The following is a 15,656-nucleotide window of genomic DNA, read 5'->3' as shown; positions in this document are numbered from 1 at the left end:
ACGGCCTGCTTCGCTGCGGGCCGTGGCGGCTACGCTGGAATCAATGCAAGCAGGGAGTTTCAACCCATGCAGAGAGCTTTCATGAAATCGCGGCCACTGCGCCTGGCCCTGGCCGCACTGCTTCTGGGCGGTGCCACGCAACTGGCGGCCAAACCATTGGTGGTGTGCACCGAAGCCAGCCCGGAAGGGTTCGACATCGTCCAGTACACCACTGCGGTCACCGCCGATGCCTCGGCCGAGACGGTGTTCAATCGCCTGGTCGACTTCAAGCCCGGTACCACCGAAGTCCAGCCGGCCCTGGCCGAGCGTTGGGCCATTTCAGCCGATGGCCTGACCTACACCTTCCATCTGCGCCAGGGCGTGAAGTTCCACACTACCGACTACTTCAAGCCCACCCGCGACTTCAACGCCGATGACGTCCTGTGGAGCCTCAATCGCCAGCTCGATCCGAACCATCCATGGCATGACAAGACCAGCGTCGGATACCCGTACTTCGAGAGCATGGGCTTCAAGGACCTGCTCAAGTCGGTCAGCAAGGCCGACGAGCACACCGTGGTGATTACCCTTACCCGACCGGAAGCGCCGTTCCTGCGCGACATGGCCATGGGCTTCACCTCGATCTACTCCGCCGAATACGGCGACCAGTTGCTCAAGGCTGGCAAGGCTGCCGAGTTGAACAGCAAGCCGATCGGCACCGGCCCGTTCATCTTCCAGCGTTACAACAAGGATGCCCAGGTTCGCTTCAAGCCCAACCCGGACTATTTCCGCGGCAAGCCACCGGCCGATGCGCTGGTCTTCGCCATCGCTACCGACAGCAATGTGCGCCTGCAGAAACTGCGCGCCAACGAGTGCCAGGTAGCGCTCTATCCCAAGCCCGATGACGTGCCGTCGATCAAGCAGGACCCGAAACTCAAGGTCGAGGAGATCGAGGCCTTGGTCACCGGTTACATCTCGATGAACACCGAACACAAATACCTGAGCGACGTTCGCGTGCGCAAAGCCATCAACATGGCCTTCGACCGCCAGACCCATGTCGACCAGTTGTTCGGCAAAGGCAACGCATTGGTCGGCGTGAACCCGTACCCGCCGACCATGATCGGCTACAACAACGAGAACAGAAACCCACCCCGCGACCTGGCCAAGGCGCGCGATCTGCTCAAGCAGGCGGGCGTGCCCGAAGGTACGGTAATCACCCTGTTCACGCGCAACGGCGGCGGCCCGACCAACCCCAACCCGCGCTTGTCTGCCGAGATGCTGCAGGCTGACCTCAAGCAGATCGGACTGAAGCTGGACATCCGCGTGATGGAGTGGGCCGAAATGCTGCGCCGGGCCAAGAAGGGCGAGGCCGACCTGGTGTCCACCGGCTGGGCCGGCGACAACGGCGACCCGGACAATTTCCTCAGCCCGCTGCTCAGTTGCGATGCCGCCAAAAGCGGCGAGAACTATGCACGCTGGTGCAACCCCAAGTTCCAGGAGCTGATCAGCCGCGCCCGCGAAGTGATCGACAACGACGAGCGTGCAAGGCTCTATAACGAGGCATTGAAAGTGTACGATGACGAACAACCCTGGATCAGCATGGCCCATCCGAAGATGTTCACCGCCATGCGTGACAACGTGGAGGGCTACGTGATCAACCCTCTGACCAACAACAACTTCGCCACAACCAAGGTGAAGTAGAACAACAACGACCGCCGGCAACCCACACGGGAACCGGCGGCACCACCGTAGCGGGCTGATCGCCCCACGGCCTGATGAGGTAACCCCGACAATGTTGAGCTTTATTGCCCGGCGCCTTGGCCTGCTGATACCGACCTTTTTCGGTATCACCTTGCTGACCTTCGCGCTCATACGCCTGATCCCCGGCGACCCGGTGGAAGTGATGATGGGCGAGCGCAGGGTCGACCCCGAAATGCATGCCCAGGCCATGGAGCGCCTGGGGTTGAACAAGCCGCTGCCGGTCCAGTACCTGGACTACGTCGGCAAGCTGGCCCAGGGTGACCTCGGTGAATCGCTGCGCACCCGCGAGAGCGTTTGGAGCGAGTTCCTCACCCTGTTCCCGGCCACACTCGAACTGGCCTTCGCCGCCCTGTTGTTCGCCGGCATCGTCGGCCTGCTGGCCGGGGTGATCGCCGCGCTCAAGCGCGGTTCGCTGTTCGACCACGGGGTGATGGGCATTTCGCTGGCGGGTTATTCGATGCCGATCTTCTGGTGGGGCCTGATCCTGATCATGTTCTTCTCGGTAAGCCTGGGCTGGACCCCGGTGTCCGGGCGCATCGACCTGCTCTACGACATCGAGCCGAAGACCGGCTTCATGCTCATCGACACCCTGCTCAGCGACGAGGAAGGTGCGTTCAAGGACGCGGTGATGCACCTGATCCTGCCGGCCATCGTGCTCGGCACCATCCCGCTGGCGGTGATTGCCCGCATGACCCGCTCGTCGATGCTCGAAGTGCTGCGCGAGGACTACATCCGCACCGCCCGCGCCAAAGGCCTGTCGCCGGCCCGCGTGGTGTTCGTGCACGGCCTGCGCAACGCGCTGATCCCGGTACTGACCGTATTCGGCCTGCAGGTCGGTACGTTGCTGGCCGGTGCGGTGCTGACCGAAACCATCTTTTCCTGGCCGGGCATCGGCAAGTGGCTGATCGAAGCCATCGGTGCCCGTGACTACCCCGTGGTCCAGAACGGCATCCTGTTGATCGCCTGCCTGGTGATCCTGGTCAACTTCGTCGTGGATATCCTCTACGGCCTGGCCAACCCACGCATCCGTCATCAGCGCTGAGGCCTTCGCCATGACTAGCCCGATTCCGAAATCCGTCACGCCGGCCAGCCCGGTGGACCAGAGCCTGCTCTACCCCTCGCCATACAAAGAATTCTGGCAAGCCTTCGCCCGCAACAAAGGCGCGGTGATGGGCCTGGCCTTCATGTGCCTGGTAGTGTTCTGCGCGCTGTTCGCGCCGTGGGTCGCCCCGCACGACCCGAGCGAGCAGTACCGCGAATTCCTGCTGACCCCACCGGTGTGGCTCGAAGGTGGCAGCTGGCAGTTCATCCTCGGCACCGACGAACTGGGCCGCGACCTGCTTTCGCGGCTGATCCAGGGCGCACGGCTTTCGCTGCTGATCGGCCTGTCGTCGGTGGTGATGTCGCTGATCCCTGGCATCCTGCTGGGCCTGCTGGCCGGTTTCTTCCCGCAACTGCTCGGCCCGTCGATCATGCGCCTGATGGACGTGATGCTCGCCCTGCCCTCGCTGCTGCTGGCGGTGGCCATCGTCGCCATCCTCGGCCCAGGCCTGATCAACACCGTGATCGCCATCGCCATCGTGTCGTTGCCATCCTACGTGCGCCTGACCCGCGCCGCCGTGATGGGCGAGCTGAACCGCGACTACGTCACCGCCGCACGCCTGGCTGGTGCCGGGCTGCCACGGCTGATGTTCGTCACCGTGCTGCCCAACTGCATGGCACCGCTGATCGTGCAGGCCACCCTCAGCTTCTCCTCGGCCATCCTCGACGCCGCCGCCCTGGGCTTCCTTGGCCTTGGCGTACAGCCGCCGACCCCGGAGTGGGGCACCATGCTGGCTTCGGCCCGTGACTACATCGAGCGCGCCTGGTGGGTGGTGAGCCTGCCCGGCCTGACCATTCTGCTCAGTGTGCTGGCAATCAACCTGATGGGCGACGGCCTGCGCGATGCGCTGGACCCGAAACTCAAGAACGCCGCCTGAGGAGAACGCCATGTCACTGTTGCAGATCAACAACCTGAACGTGCGCTTCGGCGACACCAATGCGGTACCGGTAGTCGATGGCCTGGACCTGACGGTGGAAGCCGGCGAGATCCTGGCCATCGTCGGCGAATCCGGCTCGGGCAAGTCCGTGACCATGATGGCCCTGATGGGCCTGATCGACGCCCCCGGGCGCATCACCGCCGACTCGCTCACCTTCGACGGCACCGACATGCTCAAGCTCAGCGGTCGCCAGCGACGCAAGGTAGTGGGCAAGGACATCGCCATGGTTTTCCAGGACCCGATGACCGCGCTCAACCCCAGCTACACCGTGGGTTACCAGATCGAGGAAGTGCTGCGCCAGCACCTGGGCCTGAAGGGCAAGGCCGCGCGCCAGCGTGCCCTGGAGCTGCTGAAGAAGGTCGAGATCCCGGCTGCGGAAAGCCGCCTGGACGCCTACCCGCACCAGCTGTCCGGCGGCATGAGCCAGCGCGTGGCGATTGCCATGGCGATTGCCGGCGAACCCAAGCTGCTGATTGCCGACGAACCCACCACTGCGCTGGACGTGACCATCCAGGCGCAGATCATGGAGCTGCTGGTCAACCTGCAGAAGGAGCGCAACATGGCGCTCATCCTGATCACCCACGACCTCGCCGTGGTCGCCGAAACGGCCAGGCGGGTGTGCGTGATGTACGCCGGCCAGGCCGTGGAAGTGGGCCAGGTGCCGGAGCTGTTCGACGTGCCCGCCCACCCCTACAGCGAAGCGTTGCTGGCGGCGATCCCCGAGCACAGCATCGGTGCCGAACGCCTGGCCACCCTGCCTGGCATCGTCCCCGGCCGCTACGACCGCCCCGTGGGTTGCCTGCTGTCACCGCGCTGCCCGTACGTGCAGGACAACTGCCGGCGCCAGCGCCCGCCCCTCGATCCCCAGGCCCATGGCCTGGTGCGTTGCTTCTACCCGCTGAACCAGGAGGTGGCGTGATGGCCGTCGTTCTATCCGCCCGGGAGCTGACCCGGCATTACGAAGTCTCCCGTGGGCTGTTCAAGGGGCACGCCCTGGTCCGCGCGCTGAATGGCGTGTCGTTCGAACTGGAGGCCGGCAAGACCCTGGCCGTGGTCGGCGAATCCGGCTGCGGCAAGTCGACCCTGGCCCGCGCCCTGACTCTGATCGAAGAGCCGTCGTCCGGCTCGCTGCAAATTGCCGGCACCGAAGTGAAAGGCGCCAGCAAGAGCGAGCGCAAGCAACTGCGCCGCGATGTGCAGATGGTGTTCCAGAGCCCCTACGCCTCGCTCAACCCACGGCAGAAGATTGGTGACCAGCTGGCCGAGCCGCTGCTGATCAACACCTCGCTGAGCAAGGCCGAGCGGCGAGAAAAGGTGCAGAAGATGATGGAACAGGTCGGCCTGCGCCCCGAGCATTACCAGCGTTACCCGCACATGTTCTCCGGTGGCCAGCGCCAACGTATTGCCCTGGCCCGGGCAATGATGCTGCAGCCCAAGGTGCTGGTGGCGGACGAGCCGACCTCGGCGCTGGACGTGTCGATCCAGGCCCAGGTGCTGAACCTGTTCATGGACTTGCAGAATGAGTTCAACACCGCCTACGTGTTTATTTCGCACAACCTTGCGGTGGTGCGGCATGTGGCCGATCAGGTGCTGGTGATGTACCTCGGCCGGCCGGCGGAGATGGGGCCGAAAGAAGATATCTACGAAAGGCCGTTGCACCCATATACCCAGGCGCTGCTGTCGGCGACGCCGGCGATTCACCCGGACCCTTTGAAGCCGAAGATCCGCATTGCCGGGGAGTTGCCCAACCCGCTGAACCCGCCGGAGGGGTGTGCGTTTCACAAGCGCTGCCCGTATGCGACCGAGCGGTGTGCCAAGGAGGTGCCGGCGCTCAGGCAGGTGAGTACCCGGCAGGTGGCTTGTCACTATGCCGAGCAGTTTCTTTAGCCTTTAGATAGCCGGGGCTGCTTTGCAGCTCATCGCGACACAAGGCCGCTCCTACAAGGGACCACGATCTCCTGTAGGAGCGGCCTTGTGTCGCGATGGGCCGCAAAGCGGCCCCAATAATTTCAATGCATAAAGAACCAGATCAGGATAATCACCGGAATCGGCACCCCAATCATCCAGAGCAGTATCGAGCGCATGGCCTTTCTCCTTGTTCGATGTTGAACAGACCGGTGCACTCGCCATGCCATCCCTGTCAAAAAATCACTCTCAACCAAATCAACGGCTTACGCCCCAAGCCGCTTGGCAAAACCGTGCAATATGCCGGATCCGCCCCCTTGCAGCTGGGTGTTCTGCAATGCACTATCAGGCTCATGACCGCCACCACCCTCCCCGACGGCCCCGAGCAGACCCCGCTCACCGCCGACACCGTGCTGCGCTACCACCTGTGCTGGAAGCACCGCGACCTCGACGGCGTCATGTCGCTCTACCACCCCGACATTCAGTACCACGACTTTTTCCAGAACCGCGTGCTCGGCTACCAGGAACTGCGCGACTACGTGCGCGCCTGCCTGCCCCATGAAGCCGGCGAAGATATCGTGCACAGCGACCGCATCCGCGTCGACGGCTGTACCGCGTTCATCCAGTACCAGGTCACGGTCCAGGGCGGCGACGGCCTGGTGGCGTTCCAGTCCAGCGAGGCGATTACCGTCAAGGACGGCCTGATCTGGCAGGTCAACGAATATGCCACGCTGGTCCGCCGCAATGGCAGCGGCCACGCCAGCAGTGGCCCACGCCCGGCCACCAGCCGCCTGGGCCTGTCGCCGAGGCAGTTGTCGACCATGGCCCAGGACCTGGAACACTACTTCCAGCGCCAGCGCCCCTACCTGGACCCGGAGCTGGACCTGCAGCAGGTGGCCGACGCCAGCGGCTACAGCCGCAACCAGATCTCCTACCTGCTCAACCAGGTGCTCGGGCAAAGCTTCTACCGCTACGTCAACCAGGCCCGCCTGCAGCACCTGATGGCCAGCCTTGATAACGACAGCATCGAGGCCACGATCGACGAGCTGGCGTTCAATGCCGGTTTCAACTCGTTGTCGGCGTTCTACAAGTGTTTCCGCGAACACACCGGGCTTACGCCCAAGGCGTACCTGAAGCAAATTTCCCTGCGTGCACGCACGTAGGACAGCCGCCCGCCGACACCACTAGGATCGCCCACAGACCTTGACGGATGTGGAGCCGAACCCGATGCAACCCCTGCGCACGCTCAGCCTGTGGATGGACCAGCTCGACGAGCCGTTGTGCACCCGCCCGGCCCTGCGTCAGGACCTGGACGCGGATGTGTGCATCATCGGCGCTGGCTACACCGGCCTGTGGACCGCCTACTACCTCAAGCGCCAGGCGCCACAGTTGAACATCGCGGTAATCGACGCCAACATCGCCGGCTTCGGCGCTTCGGGGCGCAACGGCGGCTGGCTGATGGGCAACCTGCTCGGCGAAGACCGCCTGCTGGCCACCCTTTCACCGCAACAACGCCGCGCCAGCATCGACCTGCTGCATGGCATTCCCGATGAAGTACACCGCGTACTGCATCGCGAGAGCATCGACTGCGACTACCGCAAAGGCGGCGTGCTCTACTGCGCCGCGCGCTACCCGGAACAGGAGCGCAGCCTGCGCGCCTACCTAGACGACCTTTATCGCCAAGGCATGACCGAGGACGACTACCGCTGGCTGCGCCCCGAACAGCTTGACGCTCAGTTGCGGGTCAGCAACGCCTATGGCGCCATCTACAGCCCGCACACCGCAACCATCCAACCCGCCAAGCTGGCGCGTGGCCTGGCCCGGGCGGTAGAAGCGCTGGGCGTAACCATCTACGAAAACACCCCAGCCATCGACTGGCAGCCGGGTGAGGTGCGCACCCCGTTGGCGCGCATCCGTTGCCAATGGACGGTACCCGCCGTGGAGGGCTATGCCGTCAGCCTGCCGCCACTGGGTAAACATCAGCTGCCGGTACAGAGCCTGTTGGTGGCCACCGAACCACTGCCGGAGGCCACCTGGCAACAGATCGGCCTGAACCAGGGCCAGGCGTTCAGCGAGAGCAGCCGCCAGGTCACTTACGGCCAGCGCACCGCCGACAACCGCCTGGTATTCGGCGCCCGTGGCGGCTACCGCTTCGGTGGCCGCCTGCGCGAAAACTTCAACCTCGACGAACAGGAAATCGAGCTGCGCCGCTACCTGTTCAGCGAGTTGTTCCCACAGTTGAAGCACGCACGCATCACCCATTCCTGGGGCGGCAACCTGGGCATGGCGCGGCGCTTCCGCCCGCACATGCTCTGCGACCGTCAACGCGGCATCGCCCTGGCGGGCGGCTACGGCGGCGAAGGCGTCGGCGCCACCAACCTGGGCGGGCGCACCCTGGCCGCGCTGATCCTCAACCAGCACAACGAACTGACCGCGCAACCCTGGGTGCTCGACAACCGCCCGCTTTCAAGCCTGGCCAGCTGGCCACCCGAGCCCTGCCGATGGCTGGGCTACAACGCGATCATCCAGAGCTTCGTCCACGAGGACCGGACCCTCGCCAACCCCGCCAGTGCGCCCTGGAGGCGGCGCCTTGCCAGCAATCTTGCGGACTTCATGGAAGGCTTCATGCGCTGATTTTTCCCCCTCACTGACACAGGATTTACCGGTCATGAGCATCACCCATTTCAAGAACACCGACAGCGCCGTGCTCGACAGCTCCAACCCGGTCACGGTGCCGCTTGGCGACCCCGTTGCAGTGACTTCGGTCACCTGCGTGGAACGCAGCGACGGCGTCGAAACCGGCATCTGGGAGTGCACCCCCGGGCGCTGGCGGCGGCAGATCGTGCAGCAGGAGTTCTGCCATTTCATCAAGGGCCGCTGCACCTTCACTCCCGACGGTGGCGAGCCCCTGCTCATAGAAGCCGGAGACGCACTGATGCTACCGGCCAACAGCACTGGCACCTGGGACATCCAGGAGACCGTGCGCAAAACCTACGTTCTTGTCTTCTGATCCGCTGATCGCCTGCCTTCGATAACAACACACAAAGCAAGGTAACCCCGACATGCGCACGCTCCTTCTCGCCCCCCTGATGCTGGCCGCCAGCGTGGCCGGCGCCGCCGAAACGGTGAAGATCTACAACTGGTCCAGCTACGTTGCCCCCGACACACTGAAGAACTTCCAGCAAGCCAGCGGTATCGTGCCCACCTACGACGTTTACGACAGCAACGAAACCCTCGACGGCAAGCTGATGACCGGCAACTCCGGCTACGACGTGGTGTTTCCGTCCAACCATTTCATGGCCCGGCAAATCCAGGGCAAGGCCCTCAAGCGCCTGGACAAGTCGCAATTGCCCAACTGGCACAACCTCAACCCGGTGCTGCTCAAGGCGCTCGAAGTGAACGACCCGGGTAACCAGTACGGTTTCCCATACCTGTGGGGCAGCACCGGCATCGGTTACAACATCGACAAGGTCAAGGCAGTGCTGGGCGACGATGCCCCGGTGGACTCCTGGGACCTGATCTTCAAGCCCGAGTACATGAGCAAGCTGAAAAGCTGCGGCGTCGCGGTGTTGGACAACGGCCCTGAACTGCTACCGATCGCCCTGCACTACCTGGGCCTGCCGCACCACAGCCAGGACCCGGCGGACTACGACAAGGCCAAGGCGCTGCTGATGCAGGTGCGACCGTATATCAGCTACTTCCACTCCTCGAAGTACACCGGCGACCTGGCCAATGGCGACATCTGCGTGGTGGTGGGCTTCTCGGGGGATGTGCTGCAAGCGAAGAACCGCGCCGAGGAGGCGAAGAACGGGGTGAAAGTGGGCTACTCGATACCCAGGGAAGGCGCACCGATGTGGTTCGACATGGTTGCCATGCCGGCCGATGCACCGGACGAAAAGGCCGGGTATGCCTACATGAACTACCTGCTGCAGCCAGAGGTGATGGCCAACATCAGCAACCATGTGCAATACGCCAACGGCAACCTCAAGGCGGACGGGCTGGTGGATCCGGCGATGAAGGGTAATACGATGATTTACCCGAGCGAGGAAGTAATGGGCAAGCTGTATGCGCTGGAGGCGATGCCGGCCAAGATCGACCGTATTCGCACGCGGATCTGGACCAGTATCAAGGCCGGGAACTGAATGGGGCCGCTTTGCGGCCCTTCGCGGGCACGCCCGCTCCCACAGGTATCGCGTAACCTTCAGGTGTAGTGATTCCCTGTGGGAGCGGGCGTGCCCGCGAAGGGCTGCAACGCAGCCCCATTTCAATACTTAGTGGTGCTCGCGGGTAGCGCGGAACTTGATGTCCGGCCAACGCTCTTCCATCAGCGACAGGTTGACGCGGGTCGGCGCCAAGTAGGTCAGGTGCCCGCCACCGTCGATGGCCAGGTTCTCCATGGCCTTGTTCTGGAACTCCTCAAGCTTCTTCTTGTCGTCGCAACCGATCCAGCGGGCCGACCACACGGTGATCGGCTCGTAGGCGCACTCGACCTTGTACTCTTCCTTCAGGCGGCTGGCGACCACGTCGAACTGCAGCACACCGACTGCACCGAGGATGATGTCGTTGCTGCGCTCAGGGAAGAACACCTGGGTCGCACCTTCTTCGGCCAGCTGTTGCAGGCCCTGACGCAGCTGCTTGGATTTCAGCGGGTCCTTCAGGCGCACGCGGCGGAACAGCTCCGGAGCGAAGTGCGGAATACCGGTGAAGCCCAGCGCCTCGCCTTCGGTGAAGGTGTCGCCGATCTGGATGGTGCCGTGGTTGTGCAGGCCAATGATATCGCCGGCATAGGCCTCTTCCAGCTGCTCACGCTCGGAGGAGAAGAAAGTCAGCGCGTCGCCGATGCGCAGGTCCTTGTTGATGCGCACGTGGCGCATCTTCATGCCCTTCTCGTACTTGCCCGAGCAGATGCGCATGAAGGCGATGCGGTCGCGGTGTTTCGGGTCCATGTTCGCCTGGATCTTGAACACGAAACCGGTGAACTTCTCTTCCACAGGCTCCACGGTGCGCTCGTGAGCCACACGGCCCAGCGGGCGCGGCGCCCAGTCGACGACGGCGTCAAGCACATGGTCGACACCGAAGTTGCCCAGCGCGGTACCGAAGAACACCGGGGTCAGCTGGCCGTTGATGAACTCTTCCTGGTTGAACTCGTGGCAGGCGCCCTGCACCAGCTCCAGCTGTTCGACGAACGAATCGTACTGGTCGCCCAGGTGGGCACGGGCTTCGTCCGAATCCAGCTTCTGGATGATCTTGGCTTCGGTGCGCTCGTGGCCGTGGCCCGGGGTGTACACCACGATGTAGTCACCGGTCAGGTGGTACACGCCTTTGAAGTCGCGGTAGCAACCGATCGGCCAGGTGATCGGCGCGGCCTTGATCTTCAGCACGGCTTCGATCTCGTCGAGCAGTTCGATAGGGTCGCGGATGTCGCGGTCGAGTTTGTTGATGAAGCTGACGATCGGCGTGTCGCGCAGGCGGCACACGTCCATCAGGGCGATGGTACGTGGCTCTACACCTTTACCGCCGTCGAGCACCATCAGCGCCGAGTCCACCGCGGTCAGGGTGCGGTAGGTGTCTTCCGAGAAGTCTTCGTGGCCGGGGGTGTCGAGCAGGTTGATCATGTGCTCGCGGTACGGGAACTGCATCACCGAGGTGGTGATGGAGATGCCGCGCTGCTTCTCCATTTCCATCCAGTCGGAGGTGGCGTGGCGGTCGGACTTGCGCGACTTCACGGTACCGGCGACGGCAATGGCCTTGCCCATCAGCAGCAGCTTCTCGGTGATGGTGGTCTTACCGGCGTCGGGGTGGGAAATGATTGCGAAAGTGCGGCGCTTCGCGACTTCGGCGGCCTGGTTGGTCATGGGAAATCGCCTGACTGGGGGATTAAAAAGGGGCGATATCATACCTGAAGTTGGGCCGGGACCAAAATTTGCTGAACCGGCGGTGCCTGTTCCGGCCCTTTCGCGGGCACGCCCGCTCCCACCGGTACTGCACAGGCCTGCACAGCAGTGGAGATCCCTGTGGGAGCGGGCGTGCCCGCGAAGAGGCCGGCACTGCCATTACAAATTCAACAACCAGCCGCTTTATCACGACAAATGGCCAAAGGGCAGTTATTTCAACGCCTACAGCGCACCAACCCGTTGCTTTCTCTCGTCAATTTTCCAACCAGCCAGTGATTAACGCTGGCCAAATGCCGCCCCAGATGGGAACCTTTACGCCCACGGAGACGTCCACTCCCCTGCAACCCGCTTCGGTTGGGGAGCTTTTTTCATCAGCATTTTCGGGCCCGACGGGGTTCGGCTCATAGCCTGATCGCAGCCTTCGGCGTGCGTCACGCTGCTACTCGCGAACACACCACCCGCCGCCAGGACTGGTCGGCAACCAAGAAGTGTGCTCGCCGACTACACAAGGAGTCCGCCTGTGGCAAAACGCTACGGAAAAGGGCTGTTGGGATGGGCCTCCGTGCTCGTCATCCTGGCCCTGCTGGTCCACTGGATCGGCATCGACACGATCGCGCGGTATCGCGACGATCTTGGGTTCTACCTGCAAGCGCACCTGGTACTGGTGCTGGCTTCGATGGCGGCGGCGCTCGCCGTGGGCATCCCCGCCGGCATTGCGTTAAGTCGACCGCACCGGGTCGACAAAGCCGAACGCTTCATGCAGTTCTTCAACGTTGGTAACACCATCCCTCCCCTGGCCGTTCTGGCCATCGCCCTGAGTATCCTGGGCATCGGCGCCGGGCCCGCGATCTTCGCGCTGTTCCTCGCCTCCCTCCTGCCCATCGTGCGCAACACCTACGAGGGCCTGAAAAACGTCCCCGCCTCGCTCAAGGAAGCCGCCACCGGCATCGGCATGACTCCGCGCCAGCAACTCTGGCAGGTGGAGCTGCCCAACGCCGTGCCAATCATCGTTGGTGGCGTGCGTGTGGCCCTGGCGCTGAACGTCGGCACCGCACCGCTGGCGTTCCTGATTGGCGCCAACAGCCTGGGCAGCCTGATCTTCCCCGGCATCGCCCTGAACAACCAGCCACAACTGCTGCTGGGGGCTGCCTGCACCGCACTACTGGCGCTGGCGCTGGACGCAGCGGTGAGTTTCTCCAGCAAGCGCTGGCTGGAACGTGGCCTGGCTGGATAACGAGAGGGAACATATGAACAAGAGAATCGCCTTGTTGTTGGGCGCGACCCTGCTGTTCGCAGGATTTGCCCAGGCAGCGGAAAAACCACTTGTCCGTATCGGCGCGCGGGTGTTCACCGAACAGACCGTACTTGCCGAAATCACCGCGCAATACCTGCGCGCCAACGGTTTTGATGTGCGCGTCACCAGCGGCCTTGGCAGCAACATCGCACGCCAGGCCCAGGAAACCGGCCAGCTCGACCTGATGTGGGAATACACCGGCGTGTCACTGGTGTCGTACAACCATATCGACGAGCGCATGCCCAGTGCCGAGGCCACCTACGCCAAGGTCAAGGCACTGGACGCGAAGAAGGACCTGATCTGGCTGACCCCGTCGAAGTTCAGCAACACCTATGCGCTGGGCCTGCCCAAGCAGGTCGCCGAGGCTTATCCGCAGATCAACTCGATCAGCGACCTCAACCAGGTACTACGTGACGAAAGCCACCGCAACCACCTGGTGGCGCTGGACACCGAGTTCGCCAACCGCCCGGACGGCCTGGTAGGCCTGAAAGCGATGTACGACCTGCAAGTGGGCCGCGCCAACATCCGCCAGATGGATGCCGGCCTGGTCTACACCGCCATGCACAACAACCAGGTGTTCGCCGGCCTTGTGTACACCACCGATGGTCGCTTGAACGCGTTCAACCTCAAGCTGCTGGAAGACGACAAGCACTACTTCCCCGACTACACCGCCGCCCCGGTGGTGCGCAAACAGGTGCTCGACGCCAACCCGCAACTGGCCGGCCTGCTCAAGCCTCTGGCCGAGCAACTGGATGACGAAACCATGCGCCAGCTCAATGCCAAGGTCGACGTCGAACACCAGAACCCGACCAAGGTGGCCGCCGCCTTCCTGCGTGACCACCCAATGCCTGGCGAGGTACAACCATGAGCCTGCTCGACACGTTCGCCCACCTCGACTGGGCCCAGGTACTGCAGCTGACCTGGCAACACATCATGCTGGTCGGCGTCGCCGTGGGCCTGGCGATCATCGTCGGCGTACCGCTGGGCATCCTCATGACCCGCTTCCCGGCCGTCGCCGGCCCATTGCAGGCCAGTGCCACGGTGTTGCTGACCATTCCCTCGATCGCCCTGTTCGGCCTGCTGCTGCCGTTCTACTCCAGGTTCGGCCAGGGCCTGGGGCCGCTGCCGGCGATCACTGCGGTGTTCCTCTACTCACTGCTGCCGATCATGCGCAACACCTACCTGGCTTTGACCAACGTCGAACCCGGCATCCGTGAAGCCGCGCGTGGCATCGGCATGACCTTCGGCCAGCGCCTGCGCATGGTCGAACTGCCCATCGCAGTGCCGGTGATCCTCGCCGGTGTGCGCACCGCCGTGGTGATGAACATCGGCGTGATGACCATCGCCGCCACCATCGGCGCCGGCGGCCTTGGCGTACTCATCCTCACCTCCATCAGCCGCAGCGACATGTCGATGCTGCTGGTCGGCGCCGTGCTGGTCAGCCTGCTGGCGATCATCGCCGACCTGCTCCTGCAAACCCTGCAACGTGCCCTGACTCCAGAAGGACTGCGCTCATGATCGAACTGAAGAACCTCAGCAAAACCTTCAACGTCAACGGCAAGGACGTCAAAGCCGTCGACTCGGTAAGCCTCACCGTCAACGAAGGGGAAATCTGCGTGTTCCTCGGCCCCTCGGGCTGCGGCAAGAGCACTACCCTGAAAATGATCAACCGCCTGATCACGCCCACTTCCGGCCAGGTATTCATCAATGGCGAAGACACCACCGGGCTGGACGAAGTCACCCTGCGCCGGCATATCGGCTATGTCATCCAGCAGATCGGCCTGTTCCCCAACATGACCATCGAGGAGAACATCACCGTGGTGCCGCGCCTGCTCGGCTGGGACAAACAGAAGTGCCATGAACGCGCCCGCGAGCTGATGCACATGATCAAGCTGGAGCCCAAGCAGTACCTGCAGCGCTACCCGCGCGAGCTGTCCGGCGGGCAGCAGCAGCGTATCGGCGTGATCCGCGCCTTGGCGGCGGAAGCGCCGGTGCTGCTGATGGACGAGCCGTTCGGCGCGGTCGACCCGATCAACCGCGAGATGATCCAGAACGAGTTCTTCGAGATGCAGCGGGCCTTGAACAAGACCGTGATCATGGTCAGCCACGACATCGACGAAGCGATCAAGCTGGGCGACAAGATCGCCATCTTCCGCGCCGGCAAGCTGTTGCAGCTGGACCACCCGGACACCTTGCTGGCGCACCCGGCGGACGAGTTCGTCAGCAACTTCGTCGGCCAGGACAGCACCCTCAAGCGCCTGCTGCTGGTACGTGCGGAGGATGCGGCGGACAACGCGCCATCGGTGAGCCCGCAGACGCCGGTGAGCGATGCACTCGAGCTGCTGGACGAGCACGACCGCCGTTACGTGGTGGTGACCGATGCGCAGAACAAGGCACTGGGCTACGTGCGCCGGCGTGACATGCATCGCCAGCAAGGGACTTGTGGCGACTTCCTGCGGCCGTTCAATGCCACGGCGTCGCATGATGAGCATTTGCGCATCCTGCTGTCGCGGATGTACGAGTTCAACCGGGCGTGGCTGCCGGTGCTGGATGCCGAACAGGTGTTCCTGGGCGAGGTGACGCAGGAGTCGATTGCGGCTTACCTGAGTTCGGGGCGCTCGCGGGGGGCCAAGACCAGCATTGTCTCGCCGGCCGAGGCGGTGGTTTCGTAATCGCCGGGGGCGCGCTGCGCCCCTTTCGCGACACAAGGCCGCTCCTACAGCAGATCGCGCTCCTCTGTAGGAGCGGCCTTGTGTCGCGATGGGCCGCAAAGCGGCCCCGGCAATC

Annotated in this window: 14 protein-coding genes; 13 read left to right on the top strand and 1 reads right to left on the bottom strand. The window is 63.5% G+C overall.

The features are described 5' to 3' along the window. Window positions 1-66: 66 nt before the first annotated feature. The 9 genes from ACK56M_RS05260 (at window position 67) to ACK56M_RS05220 (ending at window position 9,823) form a co-directional block, all read left to right on the top strand. Window positions 67-1,677, top strand: coding sequence for an ABC transporter substrate-binding protein (locus ACK56M_RS05260; protein WP_170976269.1), 1,611 nt, complete (start codon window positions 67-69; stop codon window positions 1,675-1,677). 91 nt (window positions 1,678-1,768) lie between these two features. Beyond that, entirely contained in the window at window positions 1,769-2,779 is a 1,011-nt protein-coding gene (locus ACK56M_RS05255; RefSeq protein WP_012316108.1) for an ABC transporter permease subunit, read from the top strand. A 10-nt stretch (window positions 2,780-2,789) separates the two neighbouring features. Further along, the gene (locus ACK56M_RS05250) at window positions 2,790-3,716 is read left to right on the top strand and encodes an ABC transporter permease subunit (protein WP_015269040.1); all 927 of its coding nucleotides are present in this window, start codon (window positions 2,790-2,792) and stop codon (window positions 3,714-3,716) included. A gap of 10 nt (window positions 3,717-3,726) precedes the next feature. Further along, a complete protein-coding gene (locus ACK56M_RS05245) occupies window positions 3,727-4,695 on the top strand; it encodes an ABC transporter ATP-binding protein (protein WP_054573153.1) in 969 nt (322 codons plus the stop codon). Then, window positions 4,695-5,663: a peptide ABC transporter ATP-binding protein gene (locus tag ACK56M_RS05240; protein WP_015269038.1), complete on the top strand. Its 969-nt coding sequence runs from the start codon at window positions 4,695-4,697 to the stop codon at window positions 5,661-5,663. Before ACK56M_RS05245 ends, ACK56M_RS05240 begins: the two co-directional genes overlap by 1 nt. Before the next feature lie 371 nt (window positions 5,664-6,034). Next, window positions 6,035-6,844 (top strand): AraC family transcriptional regulator, encoded by an 810-nt coding sequence (locus tag ACK56M_RS05235; RefSeq protein ID WP_085720770.1) that lies wholly within the window; start codon window positions 6,035-6,037, stop codon window positions 6,842-6,844. A 64-nt stretch (window positions 6,845-6,908) separates the two neighbouring features. Next, the gene (locus ACK56M_RS05230) at window positions 6,909-8,315 is read left to right on the top strand and encodes an NAD(P)/FAD-dependent oxidoreductase (RefSeq protein WP_411959290.1); all 1,407 of its coding nucleotides are present in this window, start codon (window positions 6,909-6,911) and stop codon (window positions 8,313-8,315) included. Window positions 8,316-8,349: 34 nt separating this feature from the next. Beyond that, window positions 8,350-8,691, top strand: a complete 342-nt coding sequence (locus ACK56M_RS05225) for a cupin domain-containing protein (protein ID WP_015269035.1) — start codon at window positions 8,350-8,352, stop codon at window positions 8,689-8,691. Window positions 8,692-8,743: 52 nt separating this feature from the next. Beyond that, on the top strand, window positions 8,744-9,823 hold the full coding sequence (locus ACK56M_RS05220; RefSeq protein ID WP_015269034.1) for a polyamine ABC transporter substrate-binding protein: 1,080 nt from the start codon (window positions 8,744-8,746) through the stop codon (window positions 9,821-9,823). Between the two features lie 129 nt (window positions 9,824-9,952). Here the strand turns inward: ACK56M_RS05220 and ACK56M_RS05215 are convergent, their stop codons facing one another. Further along, on the bottom strand, window positions 9,953-11,536 hold the full coding sequence (locus tag ACK56M_RS05215; RefSeq protein ID WP_003257876.1) for a peptide chain release factor 3: 1,584 nt from the start codon (window positions 11,534-11,536) through the stop codon (window positions 9,953-9,955). A 559-nt stretch (window positions 11,537-12,095) separates the two neighbouring features. Here ACK56M_RS05215 and ACK56M_RS05210 point away from each other — a divergent pair. The 4 genes from ACK56M_RS05210 to ACK56M_RS05195 are packed head-to-tail and all read left to right on the top strand — an operon-like array spanning window position 12,096 to window position 15,541. Beyond that, window positions 12,096-12,809, top strand: coding sequence for an ABC transporter permease (locus ACK56M_RS05210; RefSeq protein WP_054573157.1), 714 nt, complete (start codon window positions 12,096-12,098; stop codon window positions 12,807-12,809). A gap of 13 nt (window positions 12,810-12,822) precedes the next feature. Continuing rightward, window positions 12,823-13,737, top strand: coding sequence for a glycine betaine ABC transporter substrate-binding protein (locus ACK56M_RS05205; protein ID WP_013971043.1), 915 nt, complete (start codon window positions 12,823-12,825; stop codon window positions 13,735-13,737). After that, entirely contained in the window at window positions 13,734-14,387 is a 654-nt protein-coding gene (locus tag ACK56M_RS05200) for an ABC transporter permease (RefSeq protein ID WP_013971042.1), read from the top strand. The genes ACK56M_RS05205 and ACK56M_RS05200 overlap by 4 nt, the downstream gene beginning before the upstream one ends. Continuing rightward, window positions 14,384-15,541, top strand: coding sequence for a betaine/proline/choline family ABC transporter ATP-binding protein (locus ACK56M_RS05195; protein WP_054573159.1), 1,158 nt, complete (start codon window positions 14,384-14,386; stop codon window positions 15,539-15,541). The genes ACK56M_RS05200 and ACK56M_RS05195 overlap by 4 nt, the downstream gene beginning before the upstream one ends. Window positions 15,542-15,656 lie beyond the last annotated feature (115 nt).

This window comes from Pseudomonas sp. s4, assembly GCF_046764235.1.
Classification (GTDB): Bacteria; Pseudomonadota; Gammaproteobacteria; order Pseudomonadales; family Pseudomonadaceae; genus Aquipseudomonas; species Aquipseudomonas asiatica.
Note: the sequence above shows the minus strand (reverse complement) of the source record. Positions and strands in the feature narration are given on the sequence as shown.